The organism is Allobosea sp. NPDC055332, from assembly GCF_053645455.1.
Map to the genome: position 1 here is coordinate 1,212,464 of NZ_JBSHMO010000002.1, position 22,747 is coordinate 1,235,210.

Genomic DNA, 22,747 nt, shown 5'->3' on the forward strand with positions numbered 1-22,747 from the left:
CGTCCAATGAAAGTCTTCAGGCAACTCAGGATCGCCGGCACATTGCTGGCACTCGGCGCTGGCATGCTTGTGGCGAGCCAGGCCTCGGCCCAGACGGTCACCGAGATCGTCAAGCGCGGCAAGGTCAAGGTCGGCGTGCTCATCGGCGCTCCGCCCTATGGCTCCGTCGATGCCCAGGGCAACGCCATCGGCTATGATGCCGACGTCACGGCACTCGTCGGCAAATATCTGGCCGTCCCCGTCGAAATCGTGCCGCTGACGCCGCCTTCGCGCATTCCGGCACTCGAGGCCGGCAAGGTCGATTTCCTGATCGCAACGCTGGCGCCGACGCCCGAGCGGGCCAAGGCCGTGATGTTCACCATTCCCTACAGCGCCTTCCAGACCGGCATCTACGCCAAGAAGGGCACGGCGATCAAAGACTGGGCCGACCTCAAGGGTCGCAAGGTCGGCGTCAATCGCGGCTCCAGCGTCGAGCGTGAGTTCACCAATCGCGAGAAGGAGCTCAACCTCACCATCCTGCGCTTCGAGGACGACGCCACCACCATGCAGGCGCTGTTCTCCGGCCAGGTCGAGGCCATCGCCGGCCCCGATGCGCAGGCCAACGCCGCGATCAAGGCACGCGGCGAGACCGAGACGGAGCTGAAGTTCGTCTTCGGCATGCAGCCCAACTCGATGACCGTCCGCAAGGACGCCTACGAGCTGAAGCAGTGGCTTAACAACACGATCTACTACATCAAGCAGAATGGCGAGCTGAACGCCATTTCCGAGAAATGGGTTGGCTCGCCGCTGCCGGCGCTGCCGACCTTCTGACCCGTCCCTGAGCTGCCGGCGGAGCATTCCTCCGCTGGCTTCGCGCGAGCCGCAGGGAAGGGATCATGCGGTATCAGTTCCAGTTCGACGCGGTCTTCGCCGAAGCCGACCGCATCCTCAACGGCGTGCTCCTGACGATCGGGCTGTCCTTCGGCGCGATCGTCCTGGGCCTCGCCCTCGCCGTGCTGCTCGTCGCCGCCAAGAGCCTGTTCGGCCGCTGGGTCGGCATGCTCGTCGACGCCTATGTCGAGCTGATGCGCAACACGCCCTTCCTGGTGCAGCTCTTCATGATGTTCTTCGGGCTGCCGCTGATCGGCATCCGCATGTCGGGTACCGAAGCTGCGCTGCTCGCCATGACGCTGAACCTCGGCGCCTATGCGACCGAGATCATCCGCGCCGGCGTCGACTCGATCCATCGCTCGCAGATCGAGGCCGGCCTGTCGCTCGCCATGACGAAGCGCCAGGTCTTCCAGTATGTCGTGCTGATGCCGGCGCTGGCGCGGGTCTGGCCGGCGCTGTCGAGCCAGTTCGTGCTGATGCTGCTGGCGTCCTCGATCTGCTCCTTCATCTCGGTGCCCGAGCTCTCCGGCACGGCGGCGATCATCGAGCAGAACACCTTCCGCAGCTTCGAGACCTATATCGTCGTCACGCTGATCTATCTTGCGCTGGCACTCAGCCTGAAGGTCTCGCTGCTCTGGCTCGGCCGGCGGATCTTTCCGCGCCTCTCCAGCGTCGACCGGCTCGACGCCAAGGCGGAGGCGGCGTGATGGTGACCTTCGGTTGGCCCGAGGCCTTCTTCATCTTCCGCGCCGCCGGCTGGACCTTACTGCTGACCGCGATCGCTTTCCTGATCGGCGGCCTGATGGGCGGAATCCTCGCCATCCTGCGCCTGTCGCGGATCAAGCTGCTGCGCCGTTTCGCAGCTGGCTACATCCTGGTGATCCAGTCGATCCCGGTGCTCATGGTGCTGTTCATGAGCTATTACGGGCTTTCGCTGTTCGGCATCGAGCTGCCACCCTTCTTCGCCGCCTCGGCCTCGCTTGCAGTCTATGTCTCGGCCTATCTCGCAGAGATCTGGCGCGGCTCGATCGAATCCGTGCCGTTCCAGCAATGGGAGGCTTCGGCCTCGCTGGCCCATTCGCCGGCGCAGACCTATCGCTACGTGATCCTGCCCCAGGCGATCCGCATCTCGCTGCCGCCGACCGTCGGCTTCCTGGTCCAGCTGGTGAAGAACACCTCGATCGTCTCGGTGGTTGGCTTCGTCGAATTGTCGCGGGCCGGCCAGCTCGTCAACAACGCGACCTTCCAGCCCTTCCAGATCTTCACGCTGGTGGCGGCGATCTACTTCGCCATCTGCTTCCCGCTCTCCCGGCTCAGCCGCCATCTCGAAAAGGTGATGAATGCCAGCCGTCCTCATTGAAGACGTCCACAAGAGCTACGGTTCGCTGGAAGTCCTGAAAGGCGTGTCGCTGGCCGTCGAGCCCGGTCAGGTGGTCGCGCTCATCGGCCGCTCGGGCTCGGGCAAGTCGACCTTGCTGCGTTGCGTCAACGGGCTCGAAGCCTTCCAGTCGGGGCGCATCGAGGTTGCCGGCCATGCGGTCGACCAAGATCCCAAGCGCCTGCGCGAGCTGCGCAAGGACGTCGGCATCGTCTTCCAGAGCTACAACCTCTTCCCGCATCTGACGGTCGGGCAGAACATCATGCTCTCGCCGCGCATCACCAAGAACGTGCCGCAGGCGGAAGCGCTGGCGCTGGCCAAGGACGTGCTCGCCCAGGTCGGGCTTTCCGACAAGTTCGACAGTTATCCGGACAATCTCTCCGGCGGCCAGCAGCAGCGCGTAGCCATCGCCCGCTCGCTAGCGATGAAGCCGAAGGTGATGCTCTTCGACGAGGTCACCTCCGCCCTCGACCCGGAGCTGACCGGCGAGGTGCTGCTGGTGATGGAAAAGCTCGCCAAGGGCGGCATGACCATGCTTCTCGTCACACATGAGATGAACTTCGCCCGTAACGTCGCCAACACCACGGTCTTCATGCATCTGGGCAAGATCTGGGAAAGCGGCCCGTCGACGCAGCTTTTTGCCGCGCCGCAGACGCCCGAGCTGCGCAATTTCGTCAAGGCTGGGGCGCACTGAGCAGTTTGCCGATCCGTGCTTCGACAGGTTCACATCCGGTTGCGGTGCTTGGACCTTTGAAGCTCCGATTTGCGCCAGAAGCGGACATTAGAGGCCTGCCCGAAAGCAGACCTCTGGATCTGTAGTGATCGGCGAACTGCAGAATCAATTTTTCCGAAAAGCAGATCGATCAGAAGACAACCTTGTTGGCATCCAGCCCACAGAAGCTGTTGGTTCAGGGAGGTGCGCACCATCTTTCCGTCGAGCGATCAAGCCCGATGGATCGTCTTCGCAGTTGGCGATAGAGCCAATGCGACCGGCGCGGAACTATCGGGAGGCGATAGCCGTCATCTCGACGAGGAGGTCGGGATGGGCAAGGCGCGCCTCGACGGTCGCACGGGCCGGCGCGTGGCCTTTTGCGACCCAGGCGTCCCAAGCTTCGTTCATGGCGGCGAACCCCGCGATGTCGGCGAGGTAAATGGTCACGCTGACCAGGTTGTTCTTGGAGACGCCGGCCTGGGCCAGCGTGTCATCGAGGCTGAGCAGAACTTCCTCGGTCTGCACCTTGACGGATTGTCCGCGCGTCTGCTCGGCGACATGGCCCGCGAGGAAGATCAGATCTCCAACGATAACTGCATCGCTCCAGCGTTCCGTCATGCCAATTCGTTCAATCATAGGGTCAGCTCCATCGTTTCGGTCTTCAGCCGATTTCCCGGGGTCGGTTCGCCGGCGCTGATCCCTCTATGATGCACATCGCGACGACGCCATATCACCGCGATGCGCCAGGAGCGGGCATTGGCTTGAGGCCCGAAACCTGACATTGCGACGGTCTTAGTCGCCGTGCTTGCCAGCCGGCACTCGCGGAAGAGGCACAGCGAGGCCTTGGTGCCGCGATAAGCTCCAGCCGTGACGATTATCCCCGAAGCTCGAGACTAGGCTAGGGACGGCGATATTCTCGCAGCCGCCAGGAGCTTTCGACAGCCTCCAGTATTCCTACGTCATCAGCCGCGCCGCGACGCTGAATTGCCTATGTGCGGCACCTCACAGACGAGATGCCCCCTGAGCCGCCACAAAGCCGCAGCACCGCCCGAGGAGGCGGCGAACAAGGCAGTGGGAGCGGCACCATGTATGCGCTGAAAAGCGATCTTCTCTACGACATCGATGACCTGACCGACACGCTGCGGCCTCGCACCAAGTCGGTGCTCGACCGGCTGGCTGGGCGCATGGCGGTCGGGCAAATCCTCGGGGAACAGTTTCTCTATGAGGTCCATGGCCCCTTCGTCCCGCCTCATCGCAAGCCCGCCCGGCGCCCCCTGACGACCAGGCTGATCGAGGCGCTGTCGGGACGGCTGCGCAGGATCGCCCTTGGGGCGCAGATACGCCACGCCGCAAACGCGCTGTCGAGCCTCGACGACAGGATACTGAAGGATATCGGCATCAGCCGCTCGGAGATCGAGTTCAGCGTTCGGCGCGTCGATCCGCGGCCATGACCGCTCACTGTACGGCGCGAGGCCCCCCGAAGCGCCATGCCCCACCCGTTCATCCGGGCCTACCGAGCAAACCTCACAGGGAGAAACATCCAATGTCCACCATGCTTCAAGCTGCTGTCCCGCAGAAGATTGACCATGAGGCGATCAAGCTCCGCCAGCACGGCGCCTGGTCGTCCGGCGACTATGCCGTCGTCGGAACCACCCTCCAGATTGTCGGCGAACGTCTGTGCGAGGCGCTCGATCTGCGCAGCGGCCAGGCCGTGCTCGATGTCGCCGCTGGGAACGGCAATGCCAGTCTCGCCGCGGCTCGCCGCTGGTGCGACGTCACCAGCACGGACTATGTCGCGGCCTTGCTCGAGCGTGGCCGCGAGCGTGCCGCGGCCGAGCGGCTCGACATCTCCTTCCATGAAGCCGATGCCGAAGCATTGCCGTTCGCGGACGGCCATTTCGACGCGGTCATGTCGACCTTCGGGGTGATGTTCACGCCGGATCAGGAGCGCGCGGCCGCGGAGCTGCTGCGGGTCTGCAGGCATGGTGGCAAGATCGGCATGGCCAACTGGACGCCGGATGGCTTCATCGGCCATCTCTTCAAGACGATCGGAAAGTATGTCCCGCCGGCTCCCGGGCTGCGTTCGCCGGCGCTCTGGGGCACTGAGCAGCGCTTGGTCGAGCTGTTCGGCTCTGCTGGCGCTTCCGTCCAGACGACGCGGCGCGACTTCGTCTTCCGCTATCGCTCGCCGGAGCACTGGCTCCAGGTCTTCAACAGCTACTATGGACCGGTGCTCAAGGTTTTTGGGGCGCTGGACCAGCCTGCCAAGGCGGCGTTGACGCAGGATCTGATGGCGCTGGTCGAACAGTTCAACTGCTCGGGCGATGCAACCGTGGTGGTGCCGAGCAGCTATCTCGAGGTTGTCGTCACGCGAGGGCTGAACTGAGTTCGATCACATTTGTCCGCGCCGGCGTTCCATATCGGTCTCCGGCGCGGTCCGCTCGCACTTAAACCCTTGTGGCCACGCTGATACCTGCGCTGCAACAGGCGTCCAGTCTGTTGCAGCGCTTATCCGTTCGCCCCTGCCGCCAGGCGCCAGCACATCTCGCGCATTGAACAGGCAGGCCGCTGACGCTCTGACGGGCTAAGAGCGTCGTAACCCTGTTTAGGTAGGCCGGTGGCGAACCAGTTTCGCGACACGGTTCATCCAGCATGATATGAGGGGGGATGGAGCAAGTTGGGCGTTACCTGACCTGCACCAATGTCGGTCGGAAGGGGAACGGCCGTGCGGTTCATGCCTTGCTCCTTGCGCCAGGCTGTTCCAACGACGCGGCGCGAGACCATCGCGCTGCTCGGCGCGATGGCGGTGTCAACGGTCTCGGCCCGTGCGCAGCAAAAGGCCACGCCGGTCATCGGCTATCTCGGTTCGGAATCCCCCGAACCCTACCGCAGCCGCCTCGCTGCCTTTGCCGAGGGCCTGGCTGAAGCAGGCTATGTCGACGGCCGCAACGTCGCGATCGATTTTCGCTGGGCTGAAGGCCGGTACAGCCGACTGCCGGCGCTCGCGCTGGATCTGGCGGATCGCCAGGTCAGCGTCATGGTCGCGCCGGGCGGTGCGGAAGTCGCGCTCGCCGCGCGCTCGGCGACCAAGACGATCCCGATTGTTTTCGAGATGGGCGGCGATCCGGTCGCGCTCGGCCTGGTCGCCAGCCTATCCCGGCCGGGCGGCAATCTCACCGGCGTAAGCAGCCTTAGCGTGGAGGTCTCGCTGAAACGGCTGGAGTTCATGAGCGAGCTGTTTCCGGCCGCCAAGACCTTTGCCGTCGCCGTCAATCCGACGAGTCCGACCTCGGCTTCGCAATCGCGAAACCTGCAGGCCGCCGCGAGCAGTCTCGGACTGGAGCTGCGCCTCCTCAAGGCCAGCAGCGAGCCGGAACTGGAGGCCCTGTTCGCGGCTGTATCCCAGATGCAGCTGCCCGGCCTGGTCTTCACCTCCGATCCCTATTTCGCCTACCGAAGTCGGCGCCTCGCCGAGCTTGCCGTGCATCACAAAGTACCCGCCATCACCCAGGCGCGGGATTTCCCGAACGCCGGCGGCCTGATGAGCTATGGCGGCGACTTCCAGCAGTCACACCGCCATACCGGGATCTATGCCGGCCGGATCATCAAGGGTGAGAAGCCCTCCGATCTGCCGGTCCAGCGCGTGACGAAGGTCGAGCTGTTCGTCAATCTGAAGGCGGCTGGACAGCTCGGACTGACCATACCGCCTTCGATCCTGAGCAGCGCGGACGTGGTGATCGAATAACCTGGCCGGAAAGCCGGCATATGAGCTGTCACGGTGACCCAATCGCCACTCGCCCCACGGAGCTCGCTCTTCGCGAAATATTTCATCGCGCTGTTCGCGGCGGTCGTCGTGCCCCTTCTTGTCGCCGGCGGCAGTGAAGCCTGGTTCGGCCATCGCGACCAGAAGGCCCGGCTGAACGACCTTCTCGAAGCGGAAGCCCGATCCGCCGCCGCGAAAATTCAGGACTTCCTGGATGGGATCCGCGATCAGCTGGCGTGGACGGTTCAGCTGCCATGGTCCGATAGCGCCGAAGAAAGGCGCAGGCTCGACGCCTTTCGCCTCTTGCGTCAGGTCCCTGCCGTCGTCAGCCTGACCCTTGTCGATGCAGCGGGGCGAGAGCGCGTATTCGTCTCGCGCATGGGACTCAACAAGGTCGAGAGCGGCGCCGACCATTCGGTCAATCCGGCGCTCAAGAGTATCCCCCCGGGCGGCGCCTGGTATGGGCCCGTGACCTTCCATGCCGGCTCCGAGCCCTTTTTGACCATTGCAGTCGCCGGCACCCGCTCGGCGGTGGGTGTGGCAGTCGCCGAGGTCAATCTCAAGCTGATCTGGGACGTCATCTCGGCGATCCGGGTCGGACGAACCGGGGTAGCGTTCGTTCTCGACCAACCAGGGCGCCTCGTCGCTCACCCTGATATCAGCCTGGTTCTTCGGGCCGACCAGACCGCAATATGGCCGCTCCAGATTCTCAGAGCGCGTATTGCGACGCAAAGCAGACAGGCAACCGAGGGACGCGACATCGGCGGGCAAATGGTTCTCGCCGCAATGGCGCCGATACCGAGTGTCGACTGGAGCGTCGTCGTCAAGCAGCCGATCGCCGAGGCATTCGAGCCGATCTACGCGGCCCTCTGGCGCACGGGCGCCTTCCTCATTGTTGGTTCCGGACTTGCGGTTGCGCTTGCCTACTGGCTCACACAGCGCATGATCGAACCGATCCGCATTCTGGAAGATGGTGTGGCGCGGATCGGCGCGGGGCAATTCGAACACCGGATCGACATCGTCACCGGCGATGAGTTCGAGCGGCTGGCGACACGCTTCAACGCGATGGCCGGCGATCTGGCAGTCTCGCAGGAACGCTCGGAACGGATAGGCCGGCTCAAGCGGTTTCTCGCACCACAGGTGGCTGAACTGGTCGACCGCTCCGGCGACGACAGCGTGCTCGAGGGTCGGCGCATCGAGGTGGTCGTCGTTTTCGGCGATTTGCGGGGTTTCACAGCCTTTTCGGCGCGCGCCGAACCCGAAATCGTGATGAGTTTCCTCAGCGAATACTACGATGCCCTGGACCGGGTGGTGATCGATCACGGGGCGACGCTGACGCATTTTTCAGGTGACGGGATGATGGTCCTGATCAACGCCCCGGTGCCGCGTCCGGACCCGGCCTTGTGCGCCGTCAACATGGCGCGGGACATGCAGAAGACCGTCCAGTCCCTTTTGCGCGATCGACAGACGCTGGATCACCGACTTGGCTTCGGGGTCGGGCTCGCAATGGGGCCGGCGACCGTCGGGCGTATCGGCTCCGAAGGCCGGCTCGAATACACGGCGGTTGGAAGCGTCGTGAACCTCGCAGCGCGTCTGTGCGCGAGCGCGCGCAATGCCGAAATCCTGATCGACATGGTCGCTGCAGATGCCGTCGATGGGCGCGCGCCTCTCGTCGAATTGGATGTCCGCGTCCTGAAAGGCTTCGACCAGCCAGTTCGGGTTTTCGCTGCGGGCCAAGCGGCAGCGGGTTAGGTGCTCCAGTCAAACTGTCGTGGTGTTTGCCGTCGCCACTAGGCGGCATCGACCTTCGCCAGGCGCCGCAGATCCTCGATATCCTGGATCAGCACTCGTCCTCGCCCCAACGAAATGATGCCTGTGCGCTTCCAGGACTGGAGATGGCGGTTGACGGTTTCGCGCGTCACGCCGGTAAGCGATGCCAATTCCTCCTGAGACGCATGGACATCCGTGCCATAGTCGGCGGCGAGCACCAGAATGCGTCGCGCAAGCCGGATTGCGGAGGGGAGAAATGTCGTCTCCTCCAGCCGCCCGATGACATCGCGCAGCCGGGCGCAGAGGAGGCCGATCAGCTGCAGAGCGATCGGCGGTTCGCGAGTGAGCAAGCTCAAGAAGTCGTGCCGCGGCAGGAAAAACAGGTCGGTCTCTTCCATCGCCACTGCGTCAGCAGTGCGGGATTGGCCATCGAGCAAGGTGATCTCACCGAAAACGTCGCCACCGCCGAGGACGTTCATCGTCATTTGCTGACCGAGCTCATCCACCGTTCCGATACGGATCAGCCCGCGGCGAATGGCATAAAGGCCATCACCGGGGTCGCCTTTAAGGAACAGAATCTCCCGCGCGGCCAGGTGCCGCAGCCTGCAGATGGTTGCGATCTTCTCGAGCGCGGCCTGTTCGAAGCCCGCGAAAAACGGGTTCGCGCTCAGAATGCTCACGATGCGATGAGAGATATCACTCATCGGAAGCCCCCAGAATTTCGACCGAACGGTTGCGCGTCCGCAGTGCACAACTCAGCCGGCTGGAATGGCGCAGAAGCCAGGGCGATAGGCCATCGTATCCGTTTGCGATCATGCGCGGGCCGATCGCAAACGGAGCAGACCATGCCGGATGGCTTGGTCGGTCACAACACGCTCTTGCGGCTATCACCCCCGAACCGTGGCGCGAGATCGTGGGGAGAATGCCCGCTTCTAATGTGCATCATTCGCGCTGTCGGGAGGCTTCACCTGAAACGGACGTGGGTGCCTGATGAGTTCTCGGTGTCTGTTGGAGACTAAAGCATCAGGACATCCAAAAGCAGACATCACCGGAGTCCGCAAAGGGCCAGCTTCAGCCCTGGGGATGCATCCCGATCATCTCTAGAATGCTCCCCTGTCAGCCCGCAGTAAGAGGCTGTCGCGGCCATTGAATATGAGCTCGCTAGCTTTCGACGGATTTCCGGGCCGAACTCAGGAGTTTACACGGCTCAACGATCAGCGCTTCTGCGATCTGACCTGGAATGGTGACACTCGCAGATACGTCTGCGCGCTCGATTGCTCCGGCATAGCGGCTGCTGATCCCCGCGCGCTCAGCCAGGTCCTCTTGCGTCAGCCGGCGCTCATGCTGCAAACGGCGCAGATTGGCGGCTGGGACATCCTGATATCCATCCCGTCCACAAAGCGGGATGCAGGAACGATAATTCCTGTTCGTGTTTTGACGTGCCATCCAACTCGTCCATCGAGCACGACACTTCGCCGATGGTGGAGCGCAGCCGCTTTGCGGTTACCAGGTGCTCCTTGTTTTCCAGCTTCCGAAGAACGGCCAGGATCTCGATACTGGTGATCTCGCCGATCGGTCGCTTGCCAAGATCGGGGCGCGCTAGGCTCAGCAGCCAGCGAACCTTGCTAATCGTCCGCTCCGCCTTCCCTGCTTTCTCCTTGGCCTCGATCAGCATATCTGCGCGGCCGCCGCAGACAGCTTGACGACCTTCTTCTGCGCCGAAGGGTCCTTGCCATCGCGCAGGAGCTGCTTCGCCTCTTCGCGCTTCTGACGTGCGGTCTTCAGGTCAATCGCGGAACAGGCGCCGATCGAGAGCTTCCGCTGCTTGCCGTCGAGCCGATAGGCCAGGCGCCAGAGCTTCGATCCGTTCGGCGTGATCCAGAGTTGCAACCCTTCCCCGTCCGACAGCTTCACCGTCTTGCCGGAGGATTTGACGTAGCGGATTGCGGTATCCGTAAGGGCCATCTGTTGGCCTAGACTGTGTTGGCCTCAACCTGGAGCCAACAGGAAGGCCAACATTTCTCGCGACCGTCAACGGTCACTCACGAACGCCCGCGAACGCCAAACGCAAAAAAAACCGGCCGTTTTGGCCGGTTTGTGAACGTCAGCAAGCGTCAGTGAATGCCAAAATGGTGCCGCAAGAGGGATTCGAACCCCCGACCCCCTCATTACGAATGAGGTGCTCTACCAGCTGAGCTATTGCGGCGACGGGTGGGGCTGTATCAGCCCGACCCCATTTTGACAAGGCAGATGGAGGTCACAAGGCACACGGAATTCACGCCTGACCGCGGAATTCTGCGGGATCGCAAGAGCGCCTACCCCTCACCCCTTCTTCAGCTTCTCCGTCTCGGCCTTCTCCTGGCCGAGCGCGACGATGCCGCGGCGGATGGCGCGGGTGCGGGTGAAGTGCTTGTGCAATGTCTCGCCGTCGCCATAACGGATGGCGCGGGTGAGCAGGGCCAAGTCCTCGTTGAAGCGGCCGAGCATCTCCAGCACCGCCTCCTTGTTGGCGAGGAAGACGTCACGCCACATGGTCGGGTCGGAGGCAGCGATGCGGGTGAAATCGCGGAAGCCGCCGGCCGAGAACTTGATCACCTCCGACTGCGTCACCGCCGCCAGATCCTCGGCCGTGCCGACGATGTTGTAGGCGATCAGATGCGGCAGATGGCTGGTGATGGCGAGGACGAGGTCATGGTGCTGCGAGCCCATCACCTCGACGATCGCCGCCATGCCTTCCCAGAACTGGCGGGTGCGGGCGATCGCGGCCTCATCGGTGCCGGGCGGCGGCGTCAGGATGCACCAGCGATTGAGGAAGAGGCTGGGGAAACCGGCATCGGGGCCGGAATTCTCGGTGCCGGCGACCGGATGGGCCGGCACGAAATGCACGCCCTCGGGCAGATGCGGGCTGACAGCCTCGACGACGGCATGTTTGACCGAGCCGACATCCGAGAGGATCGCGCCGGCTTTCAGCACGCCGGCGATCTCCTCCGCGACGGCGCCGCAGGCACCGACCGGCACGCAGAGCACGATATGGTCGGCGTCGCGCGCAGCCTCGACCGCGCTCTCGGTGATTTCATGGCCGAGATCGAGTTCACGGGCACGGCGGCGGACATCGGCGTCAGCGTCGCTCAGCACGATATGGCGGGCGAGATTGAGCTCCTTGGCCGCATGCGCGATCGAGGAACCGATCAGGCCGATGCCGATGATGGCGAGCCGCCCGAAGAGCGGCTCGTCGCGGCGCGGCGCAAAGCTCTCCGGCGCGCTCACGCGGCCTTGCCCAGGAACTCGGCCAAAGCTGCAACGACGAGGCGGTTGGCCTCCTCGCTGCCGATGGTCATGCGCAGCGCATCGGGCAGGCCATAGGAGGCGACCGAGCGCAGGATCAGCCCACGCTGGCTCAGGAAGTCGTCGGCCTCCCTGGCGCTCTTGCCGGCGGCGGCCGGGAAGTGGATCAGGAGGAAGTTGCCGACCGAAGGCGTGACGGTGAGGCCGAGCTTCTCCAGCTCGGCCGTGGTCCAGGCCAGCCATTTGTCGTTGTGCTCGATCGCCGCGGCGATGTGGGCCTCGTCGGCGATCGCGGCGACGCCGGCCTCGATCGCGGCGCCATTGACGTTGAAGGGACCGCGGGTGCGGTTCAGCGCATCGATGATGTGGGCGGGACCATAGGCCCAGCCGAGACGCAGATTGGCGAGGCCATAGATCTTCGAGAAGGTGCGCGTCATCACGACGTTCTCGCTGGTCGCGACCAGTTCGAGGCCCGAGGCATAGTCGTTGCGGCGGACATATTCGGCATAGGCCGCATCGAGCACCAGAAGAACATGCGGCGGCAGGCCGGCCTGCAGGCGCTTGACCTCGTCGAAGGGCAGATAGGTGCCGGTCGGGTTGTTGGGGTTGGCGAGGAAGACGATCTTGGTGCGCGGCGTCACCGCCGCGAGGATCGCGTCGATATCGGCGGTGAGGTTTGTCTCGGGCACGACCACCGGCTTGCCGCCGGCGGCGAGGATCGCGATCTTGTAGACGAGGAAGCCGTGCTGCGTGAACACGCCCTCGTCGCCATCGCCGAGATAGACCTTGGTGATCAGCTGCAGCAATTCGTCCGAGCCGGTGCCGCAGACAATGCGGTTCGCATCGAGCCCGTAGCGGCCGGCGATCGCCTCGCGCAGCTTCGTCGCCGAGCCATCCGGATAGAGCTCGAGCTTGCCGGCGAGACCGCCATAGGCCGCGATCGCCTTCGGGCTCGGGCCGAGCGGGGTCTCGTTGGAGGAGAGCTTGTGCAGCTTGACGCCGGCCGGGGCCGAGGACTTGCCGGGGACATAGGCCTCGATGTCGAGGACGCCGGGACGCGGGACGGGGCGGGAAGCGGGCAGAGCCATGGGGCTGGACCTTGGAGAGGAAGGGCTGTCGATCAACGGGCGGATTTGAAGGCGAAGCGGGCGGCGTGGCTGCCGATCTCGGTCAGCTCCTTGAGGCCGGCAGGCTCGAGGGCGCTGCGGATGGCCTCGACCTGCGTCTCGCCGGAGGCCGCCACCAGCAGCGCCAGATGCGAGCCGTCGGCGGCGCTGGCCGAGACTTCGGCGAGATGGTGGGCGAGGCCGTGGCGAAGCTGCTCGGACCAGCGCTCGACACGGGCGGCGTAGAGCACGATCTCGCGCACGGCCGCGTCGGTCAGCGGCTTGGCGATGCAGTAGACCGGCGTGCCGGCGGGATGGTCGGGCCGCTCGATGAAGGGCAGGCGCGCGATGATCTTGGGCTGGGCGGGGCCGATCAGGTCACGCCACCAGACGCCGGCGCTGGCGCCGAGATCCATGCGGAAGATGCCGAGATCGCCGGCCGATTCCGCCACCGCCGCGATCACGGCGCGGGCGTCCTCATGCGTGACGAAGGGCACGGTGAAGCCGAAATGGAAGCGGGCGCTGTCGCGCATCGGCGCATCGCCGCCCGAGATATCGGCATGGACCGAGTAGTTCGCCTGCACGAAGGTGAAGGTCGCGATGATGATGCGCCAGATGCTCTCGACCGTGTCGAGCGGCAGCAGGCCCTGATGGCGCAACGCCAGGCGCTTCATCATGTCGGCCTCGCGGCCGGGGCGGAAGGCCGAGCCGGAGACCTGCGTCTTCTTGATCGCGATCAGCGTCTCGATGATCTGCGAGCGCTCCATCAACAGGCCGTGCATCGCCGCATCGATGCGGTCGATCTCGCTGCGCAGGTCGGCGAGCGTGGTCGGTGCGGCTTCGGTCATGATGGCCAGACTTCTTTAATCGTGCCGGTCTCTTAGCGGTCGCCGAAGGGCTTGGCAAAGCGCTCGCAACGCATCGCCGCGTTGACAGGCGGGAACAGCCGCGCCATCGGTAAAGTCCGCTATTACGAACGGACCGGGCGACAAGACAAATCCGAATGCCGAACCGGACGCAAGCCCCCGAACTCCTCGCCGATCCGCTGGCCGAAGCCAACCAGCCATCGAGCCTGCTCGCCCGGTTCGGGCCGGACAAGGCGCTGCAGCTCGATTCCGGCGCGACGCTGGAGCACTGGCAGATCGCCTACCAGACCTATGGCGAACTGAATTCAGCCCGCTCGAATGCGGTGCTGGTCTGCCATGCCCTGACCGGCGACCAATATGTCGCGAGCCGCAACCCGGTCACCGGCAAGGGCGGCTGGTGGACCGCGATGATCGGGCCGGGCAAGCCTGTCGACACCGACCGCTTCTTCGTCATCTGCGCCAATGTGCTCGGCGGCTGCATGGGCACGACCGGCCCGGCCTCGACCGATCCCGCCACGGGCAAGCCCTGGGGCCTGTCCTTCCCGATGGTGACGATCCGCGACATGGTGCGGGCGCAGGCGCATCTGATCGACGCGCTCGGCATCGACAGCCTGTTCTGCGTCGCCGGCGGCTCGATGGGCGGGATGCAGGTGCTGCAATGGGCGGCGAGCTATCCGACACGGGTATTCTCGGCCCTGCCGCTCGCCACCGCCGCCAAGCACTCGGCCCAGAACATCGCCTTCCACGAGGTCGGCCGGCAGGCGGTGATGGCCGATCCGGACTGGCGCCAGGGCCGCTACCTCGACGAGGGCACGCGACCGTCCAAGGGCCTCTCGGTGGCGCGCATGGGCGCGCACATCACCTATCTCTCGGAGCCGGCGCTCCACCGCAAATTCGGTCGCAAGCTGCAGGAGCGCAGCGCGCCGACCTTCACCTTCGATGCGGACTTCCAGGTCGAGAGTTACCTCCGCTACCAGGGCATCAGCTTCGTCGAGCGCTTCGACGCCAATTCCTATCTCTATGTGACGCGGGCGATGGACTACTTCGACCTCGCCGCCGATCATGACGGCGTGCTGGCGAAGGCCTTTGCCGGAACGCGGACACGCTTCTGCGTCGCGTCCTTCACCTCCGACTGGCTGTTCCCCACCAGCGACTCGCGCGCCATCGTGCATGCACTCAACGCCGCCGGCGCTTCGGTCTCCTTCGTCGAGCTCGAAAGCGACAAGGGCCACGACGCCTTCCTGCTGGAGGAGCCAAACCTGTTCGCGACGACGCGCGGCTTCATCGGCGCCGCAGCGCGGGCCAGGGGGATCTGACGATGGCGCTGGCCGACAACCAGACCAACCGCATCGATCTGCGCCTCGTCGCCGAGATGGTGACGCCGGGCTCGCGCGTGCTCGATGTCGGCTGCGGCGACGGCGAATTGCTGTCGCTGCTCGCCGAGACCCGCGGCGTCGACGGGCGCGGCATCGAGTTGTCGCGCGAGGGCGTCGCCGGCTGCGTCGCGCGCGGGCTTTCGGTGGTTCAGGGCGATGCCGACACCGACCTCGCCGACTATCCCGACGACTCGTTCGACTACGTCATCCTCTCGCAGACCATCCAGGCGACCCGCAATCCGCGCCATGTGCTCGAGCACATGCTGCGCATCGGCCGACGCGCCATCGTCTCGTTCCCGAATTTCGGGCACTGGCGCATGCGCACCCAGGTCTTCTTCATGGGACGCATGCCGGTGACCGACTCGCTGCCCTATGCCTGGTGGGACACGCCCAATATCCATTTCTGCACGATCCGCGATTTCGTCGCGCTCTGCGACACGATCGGCGCACAGAAGGAGCGCGCGGTCGCACTCGACGTCGCCGGCGGCAAGGTCGGCGTCAGCGCGCCCTGGTGGTTCTGGAACCTGTTCGGCGCCCAGGCGGTGTTTTTGCTGAAGCGGGGGTAGCGCCGGAACCGCAACCTAACCTTCTCCCGGATGGGAGAAGGTGGCGCGGAGCGCCGGATGAGGGCCTGCCCTATCCGCAGAGAGTAGAACGGCTCCGTTGCGCTCGAATAATCAGCGGCGGGCCCTCACCCCTGCCCCTCTCCCATCCGGGAGAGGGGTTTCCCGCGCTTCACCGGAAACCATTCGCTCCGCCCGGGAATGACAGCGCCCCTCAGAACGCTTCTTCCCAATTCCTGCTCAGCCGCATCGCCGAGTTGATCAGGCCGACCATCGAATAGGTCTGCGGAAAATTGCCCCAGAGCTCGCCGGTCTCGAAGTCGGCGTCTTCCGAAAGCAAGCCGAAACTGTTGCGCCGCGTCAGGATGCGGCCGAACAGCTCCTTGGCCTCGTCCTTGCGGCCGATCGCGTGCAGCGCATCGACATACCAGAAGGCGCAGATCAGGAAGCCGGTGTGCATGAAGCCGAAATCATCCTCGGTGCCATAGCGCAGGATCAGGTCGCCGCGCCCGAGTTCGCGGCCGATCGCCTCGACTGTCGCGATGTAGCGTGGATCATCGGGCGTGACGAAACCGAGCTCGGCGATCAGCAGCAGCGTCGCGTCGAGATCGGTCCCGTCGAAGGTCGAGACGAAATGGCCCTTCTCCTGGTTCCAGATCCGATCGTTGATGATGCCCTTCAGGCGCCTGGCCTCGCCACGCCAGTATTCCTTGCGGTCGGCGCGGCCGAGTGTGCCGGCGATGCGGGCAAGCCGGTCGCAGGCCGCCCAGCACATCACGCTGGAGAAGGAGTGGACGACCTGCTTCTCACGCAGCTCCCAAGGGCCGGCATCGGGCTTGTCGAAGAGCTCGATGGCCCGCTCGCCCATGCGCTCGAGCTGGGCGAAGAGCGCCTCCTTGCCGGGCTGGATCAGGCGGCGATCAAAGAAGGACTGGGTCGCTGCCAGCACGACCGCGCCATAGCCGTCGTTCTGGATCTGCGTCGCCGCGCCGTTGCCGACGCGTACCGGCTGATGGCCGCGATAGCCGGCGAGGTTAGGCACCTCGAACTCGCGCAATTCCCCACCGCGGGTGATCGGGTAGAGCGGCGGCAGATGCTCGGCGCCGCTCTCCGAATAGGTGTCGACGATGTTGGTGATGAAGCCGAGATAGTCCTCCATCGTCCGCGTCGTGCCGAGGCGATTGAGCGCGTGGACGACGAAATAGGCGTCGCGCAGCCAGCAGAAGCGATAATCCCAGTTGCGCTGCGTGCCCGGCGCTTCCGGAATCGAGGTCGTCAGCGCCGCGACGATGGCGCCGCTCTCCTCGAAGGAGCAGAGCTTCAGCGTGATCGCGGCACGGATGACCTCGCGCTGCCATTCGAACGGGATCGAGAGCGAGCGGACCCAGTCGCGCCAGTAATCGGTGGTCTTGTCGAGGAATTCGCGCGAGGTCGTCTCGATCTCGGCACGCAGCGCCTCGTCCGAGCCGATGAAGAACGAGAACGGCTTCTCGACCGCGAAGGGAATGCTCTCCAGCACATAGGAGACCGGCGCGTCGGTGGTCAGGCGGATGGTCTGATCGGCGCCGACGAAGCGGACATGGTTGGAGCCGCGGGTGATCTCGTCCGGCTCCTCGCCGAGGCCGAGGCAGGGTTTGACCACGACGCGGATGCGCGGCCGGCCGGAGATGCGACGGACGCGGCGCACCAGCTGCGGCGGCCGGAAGAAGCGCTCATAGCGGACGAAACGCGGCGCGAAATCGAGGATCTCCAGTGCGTTGCCCTGGTCGTCGGAGAGCACCGAGGAGAGGATCGCGGTGTTGTCGAGATAGCTCTGCTCGCAGCGGGTCATCCCGACCATCTCGATGGCGAAGACGCCCTTCTTCGGCATGGTGTCGCCATCGTCGATCTGGTTGTCGATCAGCGAGCAGAAGACGGGGTCGCGATCGAAACGCGGAAAGCAGCTCCAGACGATGCGCGCCTGCCGGTCGATCAACGCGGCGATCGTGCAATTGCCGATGACGCCGAGATCGAGCGAAGCGACGCGCGGCGAGGCGGTGGTCGTCACAGTCATGCCAGTTCCTGAAGTCAGCTCTGGAGGAAGGTTTCGAGCGTGAGGTCGCCGCCTTCGGCGGCCGCCAGCAGAACATGATGCAAGGCCGTCGGCGAGGCCAGGCGATGGCGGGCGCAAGTGTCGCCGCCTCCAATCCGGATCGACAGGCCATCAGCGGCATTGACCGCAGCGAAACCGTCCTCATCGGTGATGTCGTCGCCGATGAAGACCGGCGTGCGGCCGACATAGCCGTCCTGCTGCAGCAGCCAGTTGATCGCTCCGCCCTTGCTCGCGGTCGCCGGAACAAGCTCGGCGACGGCCTTGCCGCGCTGCAGGCGCATCGACGGGCCGATCTCGGCGGCGATGCCTTCCATCAGCGCCAGCGCCTCGTCGGCCAGCGCAGGCGCAAGCCGCCAGTGCAATGCGATTGACTGGCGCTTGTCCTCGATGATGACGCCGACATTGGCGTTGGCGAAGCGGACCATGGCGCGGAGCGCGGTATGCAGTGCCTCCGAGGGCGCGGCCAGCGGCGCGTCAACGTCGCCGAGGCGGATCTGCGCACCATGCAGGCCGGCAGCGTCGAAGCGATAGGGCGTCATCATCTCGTCAAGCAGCGCCACCGGCCGCCCGGAGACCAAGGCGAGGGCGCCGCCCAGCCGCTGCCGCAATGCGTGCAGGGCCTCGGGGAGGCGCCGGTCGATCCGGACGTCCTCCGGCGAAGGCGCGATCTCGACGAGAGTTCCGTCGAAATCCAGGAACAGCGCGATCTGCCCGGTGAGAGCAGCGGCTTTTACGGGGGGATCGGCGATTTCGGGGCTCAGCATCTCTGACATGGCGGTCTGGTTAGAGGGCGAAGCGGGCGAAAGGACGACAGGTGGTCCCCTCATCGCCACATTCGAGGTTCAGTTTGGCGCGAGGTCGCCATGATCCGGTCACGGCGGCGACGCGATCCGGCCGGGATGCCGGCCTGCACACGAAACATTACGCCTGCCCGCGCGTTCTGTTCCCGCGCCCTTGTGGCAAGCGTCAGCAAAAAGTGAGGCATCATGCGTCTTGTCGTCGTGTCCAACCGCGTCACCATGCCCGAACGGGGCGAGAAGGTGGCGGCAGGTGGATTGGCGGTCGCACTACGCTCGGCGCTCGAACAGCATGGTGGGCTCTGGTTCGGCTGGAGCGGTGCGACCAAGGCCGAGCCGGCGACCAGCGTGGAGCCCATGCGGCACGGCAAGGTCAGCTACGCCGTTACCGACCTGACCGAGGGCGAACGCCAGAGCTATTATCTCGGCTTCGCCAACCGGGCGCTCTGGCCATTGATGCACTACCGGCTCGGCCTGACCGAGTTCACCCGCGCCGACTATGCCGGCTATCTCGGCGTCAACCGCCGCTTCGCCCGGCTGCTGATCCCGCTGCTGAAGCCGGACGACGTCATCTGGATCCACGACTATCATCTGATTCCGCTCGCGGCCGAGCTGCGCCGGCGCGGCGTCACCAACCGCATCGGCTATTTCCATCACATTCCCTGGCCGCCGGCCGAAGTGTTCGGCTCCCTGCCCTTCTCATCGACCCTGATCAGCACGATGACGGCCTATGACCTCATCGGCCTGCAGACCCAGAACGACGTCGCCAACCTGATCGGTGGGCTGGTCGCGCTCTGCGGTGCCCGCCGCGACGGCAACCGGGTCAAGACCGGCCAGCGCGAAGCGGTGGTGCAGGCCTTCCCGATCGGCATCGATGTCGAGGCCTTCCGCAAGCTCGCCGCGGCGTCCGTGCGGGCGGCGACACAGCCGGTGCGGGCGACGACCGCACCGCTCGGCGACCGCAAGCTGGTGATCGGCGTCGACCGGCTCGACTACTCCAAGGGCATCGTTCAGCGGCTGGAGGCCTTCGGTACCTTCCTGCGCAACCACCCGGAACACCGCAGCAAGGTCGGCCTGTTGCAGATTGCGCCGCCCTCGCGCAGCGACGTGCCCGAATATGCCGAGCTCGACCGCATGTCGGACGAGGTCGCCGGCCGGCTCAACGCCGCGCTCGGCGAGTTCGACTGGACGCCGATCCGCGTGGTGAAGAAGGCCTATTCGCGCAGCGCCCTCGCTGGCCTCTACCGCCGCGCGCAGGTCGGGCTGGTGACGCCGATGCGCGACGGCATGAACCTCGTCGCCAAGGAATATGTCGCAGCGCAAAATCCCGATGATCCCGGGGTTCTGGTGCTGTCGCGCTTCGCCGGCGCAGCGCAGCAGCTCGGCGAGGCGCTGATCGTCAACCCCTTCGACACCCATGAGGTGGCCGAAGCGATCAGGACCGCGCTCGCCATGCCGAAATCGGAACGCCAGCGCCGCTTCGAGCGGCTCTATGCGACGATCTCCTCGACGGACATCGACTGGTGGACATCGCGCTATCTCGCCGCGCTCTCCGGGCTCGATATCCCCAGCGGCGACATCGTGCCGCCGGGGCGGCCGAAACCGCTGCGCAGCACACGCAAATCGGGCGCAGACAACAGGCCCGCACGCGTGGATACGCTCCCGCAAGCCTCCCGGCCGGTACACGGCAAGCGTGATCCGGTGCACGCGAAGGCCTTGCCGAACGCTCCCTCCGCTGGCTAGAAGCTCCTCGCCAAGGGGCAGCAGATCCCGGCTTTCGCTTGCGACTCAGCCGTTGCGGTGTCAGGTCTGCTGAGGGTATTCGGCTGGCGTGGCCGTGGAGGCGGGCGGAGGGCTTTGTTGATGCGAGGCGCACTCGGGGGATCGGGCGTGCTGCTGCGCCGTCTCCGCGAGGTGATGGCGGCGCCGGTCAGTCCGCAGGAGCGACTCGACAGGCTCGTCGTCGTGATCGCCGGCAACCTCGTGGCCGAGGTCTGCTCGGTCTATGTCCTGCGCGAAGACGGCTCGCTCGAACTCTACGCCACCGAAGGCCTCAATCGCGAGGCGGTCCACCTCACCACGATGCGCGCCGGCGAGGGCCTTGTCGGCCTGATCGCCAGCGAGGCGGAGCCGCTCGCGCTCTCCGACGCGCAGTCGCATCCGTCCTTCTCCTACCGCCCGGAGACCGGCGAAGAGATTTACCGCTCCTTCCTCGGCGTGCCGATCCTGCGCGGCGGCGCGGTGATGGGCGTGCTCGTCGTGCAGAACCGCGCCTCGCGCCTCTACAGCGAGGACGAGGTCGAATCGCTGCAGACCACGGCCATGATCATGGCCGAGATGATCGCGGCCGGCGGCCTGAAGGCGCTGTCGAAGCCCGGCGCGACCATCGGCCTCGACCGGCCGATCCACAGCATCGGCACCACGCTCGCCGACGGTGTCGGCCTCGGCCACGCCGTGCTGCACGAGCCGCGCGTCGCGATCACCAACCTGATCGCAGAGGACCCCGGCCGTGAGGTGCAGCGGCTGGAGGCCGCGATCGCGACGATGCGGCTGGCCATCGACGAACTGATCGAGCGCGGCGACGTCGCCCATACCGGCGAGCATCGCGACGTGCTCGAGACCTTCCGCATGTTCGCGCACGATCAGGGCTGGCTCCGGCGCATGCGCGAGGTGGTGATGACCGGCCTCACCGCCGAGGCCGCGGTCGAGCGCGTCCAGTCGGACACCCGCGCCAAGATGCTGCGCCAGACCGACCCTTATCTGCGCGAGCGCCTGCACGATCTCGACGACCTCGCCAACCGGCTGCTGCGGACGCTGGTCGGCAAGTCGAACGGCGTGACGCGCGAGGAATTGCCCGAGAACGCCATCCTGATCGCGCGCTCGATGGGGCCGGCGGCGCTGCTCGACTATGATCGCCGGCATCTGCGCGGCGTGATCCTCGAGGAAGGCGGACCGACCAGCCATATCGCCATCGTGGCCAGGGCGCTCGGCATCCCCGCCGTCGGCGAGATCGCCAATGCAACGGCGCTGATCCAGGCCGGTGACGCCGTCATCGTCGACGGCCAGGCCGGCGAGGTGCAGATCCGGCCGCAGCCCGACGTCGAGAACGCCTACAAGGACAAGGCGCGCCTGCGGGCCCGCAAGCAGGAGCAGTACCGCAAGCTCAAGACGCAGGCCTCGGTGACGAAGGACGGCGTCGAGATCCAGCTGCAGATCAATGCCGGCCTGCTCGTCGACATGGCCAATCTGGAAGAGACCAATGCCTCCGGCGTCGGCCTCTTCCGCACCGAGCTGCAGTTCATGGTGGCACAGCACATGCCGACGACCGCCGAGCAGCAGGCGCTCTACGGCGCCGTGCTCGAAGTCGCGAACGGCCGCCCGGTGACCTTCCGGACGCTCGACATCGGCGGCGACAAAGTGCTGCCCTATATGGAGCGGCTCGAGGAGGAGAACCCGGCGCTGGGCTGGCGCGCCATCCGCATCGGCCTCGACCGGCCGCGGCTGCTGCGTGCACAGGTCCGGGCATTGCTGCGCGCCGGCGCCGGCCGCGACATGAAGATCATGCTGCCCATGGTCGCGACGGTGAACGAGTTCCTGCGCGCCCGCCTGCTGGTGCGGCGCGAGCTTGCCATGCTTGAGCGCGACGGCCGCCAGGGGCCGGCGAGCCTGAAGCTCGGCGTCATGGTCGAGGTGCCTTCGCTGCTGTTCGAGCTACCCGAGATCGCGCGCGAGGCCGACTTCCTCTCGATCGGCACCAACGACCTGATGCAGTTCCTGTTCGCAGCCGACCGCGAGAACAAGCGCGTCTCCGAGCGCTTCGACCCGCTCTCCGCCGCCGGCCTGCGGGCGCTGCGCAATATCGTCGACGAAGCCGGCAAGGCTGACTGCCCGGTGACCGTCTGCGGCGAGATGGGCGGCAAGCCGATCGAGACGCTGGCGCTGATCGCGCTCGGCTATCGCTCGTTCTCGATGTCGGCGGCCTCGGTCGGCCCGGTCAAGGCGATGCTGCGTGCGCTCGATGCCAGCAAGGCCCGCCAGCGCCTCGACGCCTGGCTCTCCTCCTCCGACGGCGCGGCCAGCCTGCGCCCGCTGCTTGCCGCGCTCGCCGCCGAGATGAAGGTGCCGGTCTAGCGACGCTTCACCCGCTGTCCGCGCCCGCCTCCTTTTTC

22 protein-coding genes and 1 tRNA gene are annotated in these 22,747 nt (G+C 65.6%); 12 read left to right on the forward strand and 11 right to left on the reverse strand.

The genetic code is table 11. From position 1 onward, the window contains the following. The first annotated feature begins 6 nt into the window (after positions 1-6). From ACWIGM_RS14420 to ACWIGM_RS14435, 4 genes are all read left to right on the forward strand, one after another. The gene (locus ACWIGM_RS14420) at positions 7-810 is read left to right on the forward strand and encodes a transporter substrate-binding domain-containing protein (protein WP_454026609.1); all 804 of its coding nucleotides are present in this window, start codon (positions 7-9) and stop codon (positions 808-810) included. 65 nt (positions 811-875) lie between these two features. Continuing rightward, positions 876-1,577, forward strand: coding sequence for an amino acid ABC transporter permease (locus tag ACWIGM_RS14425; protein ID WP_454026610.1), 702 nt, complete (start codon positions 876-878; stop codon positions 1,575-1,577). After that, entirely contained in the window at positions 1,577-2,230 is a 654-nt protein-coding gene (locus ACWIGM_RS14430; RefSeq protein WP_454026611.1) for an amino acid ABC transporter permease, read from the forward strand. Before ACWIGM_RS14425 ends, ACWIGM_RS14430 begins: the two co-directional genes overlap by 1 nt. Beyond that, positions 2,211-2,942 (forward strand): amino acid ABC transporter ATP-binding protein, encoded by a 732-nt coding sequence (locus tag ACWIGM_RS14435; RefSeq protein WP_454026612.1) that lies wholly within the window; start codon positions 2,211-2,213, stop codon positions 2,940-2,942. Before ACWIGM_RS14430 ends, ACWIGM_RS14435 begins: the two co-directional genes overlap by 20 nt. Positions 2,943-3,248: 306 nt before the next feature. Here the strand turns inward: ACWIGM_RS14435 and ACWIGM_RS14440 are convergent, their stop codons facing one another. Then, positions 3,249-3,596 (reverse strand): RidA family protein, encoded by a 348-nt coding sequence (locus tag ACWIGM_RS14440; protein ID WP_454026613.1) that lies wholly within the window; start codon positions 3,594-3,596, stop codon positions 3,249-3,251. A gap of 449 nt (positions 3,597-4,045) precedes the next feature. On the opposite strand from ACWIGM_RS14440, the gene ACWIGM_RS14445 reads away from it, so the two are divergent. The 4 genes from ACWIGM_RS14445 (at position 4,046) to ACWIGM_RS14460 (ending at position 8,475) form a co-directional block, all read left to right on the forward strand. Next, entirely contained in the window at positions 4,046-4,411 is a 366-nt protein-coding gene (locus tag ACWIGM_RS14445; protein WP_454026614.1) for a DUF1127 domain-containing protein, read from the forward strand. 92 nt (positions 4,412-4,503) lie between these two features. Next, positions 4,504-5,346, forward strand: a complete 843-nt coding sequence (locus ACWIGM_RS14450) for a class I SAM-dependent methyltransferase (protein ID WP_454026615.1) — start codon at positions 4,504-4,506, stop codon at positions 5,344-5,346. Between the two features lie 348 nt (positions 5,347-5,694). Further along, positions 5,695-6,705, forward strand: a complete 1,011-nt coding sequence (locus ACWIGM_RS14455; protein WP_454027000.1) for an ABC transporter substrate-binding protein — start codon at positions 5,695-5,697, stop codon at positions 6,703-6,705. A 33-nt stretch (positions 6,706-6,738) separates the two neighbouring features. After that, positions 6,739-8,475: a cache domain-containing protein gene (locus tag ACWIGM_RS14460; RefSeq protein WP_454026616.1), complete on the forward strand. Its 1,737-nt coding sequence runs from the start codon at positions 6,739-6,741 to the stop codon at positions 8,473-8,475. A 38-nt stretch (positions 8,476-8,513) separates the two neighbouring features. Here ACWIGM_RS14460 and ACWIGM_RS14465 read toward each other — a convergent pair whose 3' ends face one another. From ACWIGM_RS14465 to ACWIGM_RS14500, 8 genes are all read right to left on the reverse strand, one after another. Continuing rightward, positions 8,514-9,197, reverse strand: a complete 684-nt coding sequence (locus ACWIGM_RS14465) for a Crp/Fnr family transcriptional regulator (protein WP_454026617.1) — start codon at positions 9,195-9,197, stop codon at positions 8,514-8,516. A 457-nt stretch (positions 9,198-9,654) separates the two neighbouring features. Further along, complete coding sequence (locus tag ACWIGM_RS14470; protein ID WP_454027001.1) at positions 9,655-9,900, reverse strand: helix-turn-helix domain-containing protein; 246 nt, start codon at positions 9,898-9,900, stop codon at positions 9,655-9,657. Further along, positions 9,833-10,168, reverse strand: coding sequence for a phage integrase central domain-containing protein (locus ACWIGM_RS14475; protein ID WP_454026618.1), 336 nt, complete (start codon positions 10,166-10,168; stop codon positions 9,833-9,835). Before ACWIGM_RS14475 ends, ACWIGM_RS14470 begins: the two co-directional genes overlap by 68 nt. Then, positions 10,162-10,458 (reverse strand): Arm DNA-binding domain-containing protein, encoded by a 297-nt coding sequence (locus ACWIGM_RS14480; RefSeq protein ID WP_454026619.1) that lies wholly within the window; start codon positions 10,456-10,458, stop codon positions 10,162-10,164. Before ACWIGM_RS14480 ends, ACWIGM_RS14475 begins: the two co-directional genes overlap by 7 nt. A 165-nt stretch (positions 10,459-10,623) precedes the next feature. Then, positions 10,624-10,699 (reverse strand) — tRNA-Thr (locus ACWIGM_RS14485). Positions 10,700-10,815: 116 nt separating this feature from the next. Further along, positions 10,816-11,760: a prephenate/arogenate dehydrogenase family protein gene (locus tag ACWIGM_RS14490; protein ID WP_454026620.1), complete on the reverse strand. Its 945-nt coding sequence runs from the start codon at positions 11,758-11,760 to the stop codon at positions 10,816-10,818. After that, positions 11,757-12,866 (reverse strand): histidinol-phosphate transaminase, encoded by a 1,110-nt coding sequence (hisC, locus tag ACWIGM_RS14495; protein ID WP_454026621.1) that lies wholly within the window; start codon positions 12,864-12,866, stop codon positions 11,757-11,759. The genes ACWIGM_RS14490 and hisC overlap by 4 nt, the downstream gene beginning before the upstream one ends. A gap of 32 nt (positions 12,867-12,898) precedes the next feature. After that, a complete protein-coding gene (locus ACWIGM_RS14500) occupies positions 12,899-13,732 on the reverse strand; it encodes a chorismate mutase (RefSeq protein ID WP_454026622.1) in 834 nt (277 codons plus the stop codon). Between the two features lie 155 nt (positions 13,733-13,887). Between ACWIGM_RS14500 and metX the strand changes: the two genes are divergently transcribed. After that, positions 13,888-15,066, forward strand: coding sequence for a homoserine O-acetyltransferase MetX (metX, locus tag ACWIGM_RS14505; protein ID WP_454026623.1), 1,179 nt, complete (start codon positions 13,888-13,890; stop codon positions 15,064-15,066). A 2-nt stretch (positions 15,067-15,068) separates the two neighbouring features. Then, a complete protein-coding gene (gene metW / locus ACWIGM_RS14510; RefSeq protein ID WP_454026624.1) occupies positions 15,069-15,692 on the forward strand; it encodes a methionine biosynthesis protein MetW in 624 nt (207 codons plus the stop codon). Between the two features lie 211 nt (positions 15,693-15,903). Here the strand turns inward: metW and ACWIGM_RS14515 are convergent, their stop codons facing one another. Continuing rightward, entirely contained in the window at positions 15,904-17,742 is a 1,839-nt protein-coding gene (locus ACWIGM_RS14515) for a glycoside hydrolase family 15 protein (RefSeq protein WP_454026625.1), read from the reverse strand. Positions 17,743-17,756: 14 nt separating this feature from the next. After that, positions 17,757-18,545, reverse strand: a complete 789-nt coding sequence (gene otsB, locus ACWIGM_RS14520; RefSeq protein ID WP_454027002.1) for a trehalose-phosphatase — start codon at positions 18,543-18,545, stop codon at positions 17,757-17,759. A 219-nt stretch (positions 18,546-18,764) separates the two neighbouring features. On the opposite strand from otsB, the gene ACWIGM_RS14525 reads away from it, so the two are divergent. Both ACWIGM_RS14525 and ptsP read left to right on the forward strand, forming a co-directional pair. Then, positions 18,765-20,321, forward strand: a complete 1,557-nt coding sequence (locus tag ACWIGM_RS14525; RefSeq protein WP_454027003.1) for an alpha,alpha-trehalose-phosphate synthase (UDP-forming) — start codon at positions 18,765-18,767, stop codon at positions 20,319-20,321. A 120-nt stretch (positions 20,322-20,441) separates the two neighbouring features. Continuing rightward, a complete protein-coding gene (ptsP, locus tag ACWIGM_RS14530; protein ID WP_454026626.1) occupies positions 20,442-22,709 on the forward strand; it encodes a phosphoenolpyruvate--protein phosphotransferase in 2,268 nt (755 codons plus the stop codon). The last annotated feature ends 38 nt before the right edge of the window (positions 22,710-22,747 follow it).

Bases quoted from the DNA above. Each gene is read 5' to 3' on its own strand.
- ACWIGM_RS14420 (WP_454026609.1), top strand. From the start codon at position 7: ATGAAAGTCTTCAGGCAACTCAGGATCGCCGGCACATTGCTGGCACTC.
- ACWIGM_RS14425 (WP_454026610.1), top strand. From the start codon at position 876: ATGCGGTATCAGTTCCAGTTCGACGCGGTCTTCGCCGAAGCCGACCGC.
- ACWIGM_RS14430 (WP_454026611.1), top strand. From the start codon at position 1,577: ATGGTGACCTTCGGTTGGCCCGAGGCCTTCTTCATCTTCCGCGCCGCC.
- ACWIGM_RS14435 (WP_454026612.1), top strand. From the start codon at position 2,211: ATGCCAGCCGTCCTCATTGAAGACGTCCACAAGAGCTACGGTTCGCTG.
- ACWIGM_RS14440 (WP_454026613.1), bottom strand. From the start codon at position 3,596: ATGATTGAACGAATTGGCATGACGGAACGCTGGAGCGATGCAGTTATC.
- ACWIGM_RS14445 (WP_454026614.1), top strand. From the start codon at position 4,046: ATGTATGCGCTGAAAAGCGATCTTCTCTACGACATCGATGACCTGACC.
- ACWIGM_RS14450 (WP_454026615.1), top strand. From the start codon at position 4,504: ATGTCCACCATGCTTCAAGCTGCTGTCCCGCAGAAGATTGACCATGAG.
- ACWIGM_RS14455 (WP_454027000.1), top strand. From the start codon at position 5,695: ATGCCTTGCTCCTTGCGCCAGGCTGTTCCAACGACGCGGCGCGAGACC.
- ACWIGM_RS14465 (WP_454026617.1), bottom strand. From the start codon at position 9,197: ATGAGTGATATCTCTCATCGCATCGTGAGCATTCTGAGCGCGAACCCG.
- ACWIGM_RS14475 (WP_454026618.1), bottom strand. From the start codon at position 10,168: ATGCTGATCGAGGCCAAGGAGAAAGCAGGGAAGGCGGAGCGGACGATT.
- ACWIGM_RS14480 (WP_454026619.1), bottom strand. From the start codon at position 10,458: ATGGCCCTTACGGATACCGCAATCCGCTACGTCAAATCCTCCGGCAAG.
- hisC (WP_454026621.1), bottom strand. From the start codon at position 12,866: ATGGCTCTGCCCGCTTCCCGCCCCGTCCCGCGTCCCGGCGTCCTCGAC.
- ACWIGM_RS14500 (WP_454026622.1), bottom strand. From the start codon at position 13,732: ATGACCGAAGCCGCACCGACCACGCTCGCCGACCTGCGCAGCGAGATC.
- metX (WP_454026623.1), top strand. From the start codon at position 13,888: ATGCCGAACCGGACGCAAGCCCCCGAACTCCTCGCCGATCCGCTGGCC.
- metW (WP_454026624.1), top strand. From the start codon at position 15,069: ATGGCGCTGGCCGACAACCAGACCAACCGCATCGATCTGCGCCTCGTC.
- ACWIGM_RS14515 (WP_454026625.1), bottom strand. From the start codon at position 17,742: ATGACTGTGACGACCACCGCCTCGCCGCGCGTCGCTTCGCTCGATCTC.
- otsB (WP_454027002.1), bottom strand. From the start codon at position 18,545: ATGCTGAGCCCCGAAATCGCCGATCCCCCCGTAAAAGCCGCTGCTCTC.
- ptsP (WP_454026626.1), top strand. From the start codon at position 20,442: ATGCGAGGCGCACTCGGGGGATCGGGCGTGCTGCTGCGCCGTCTCCGC.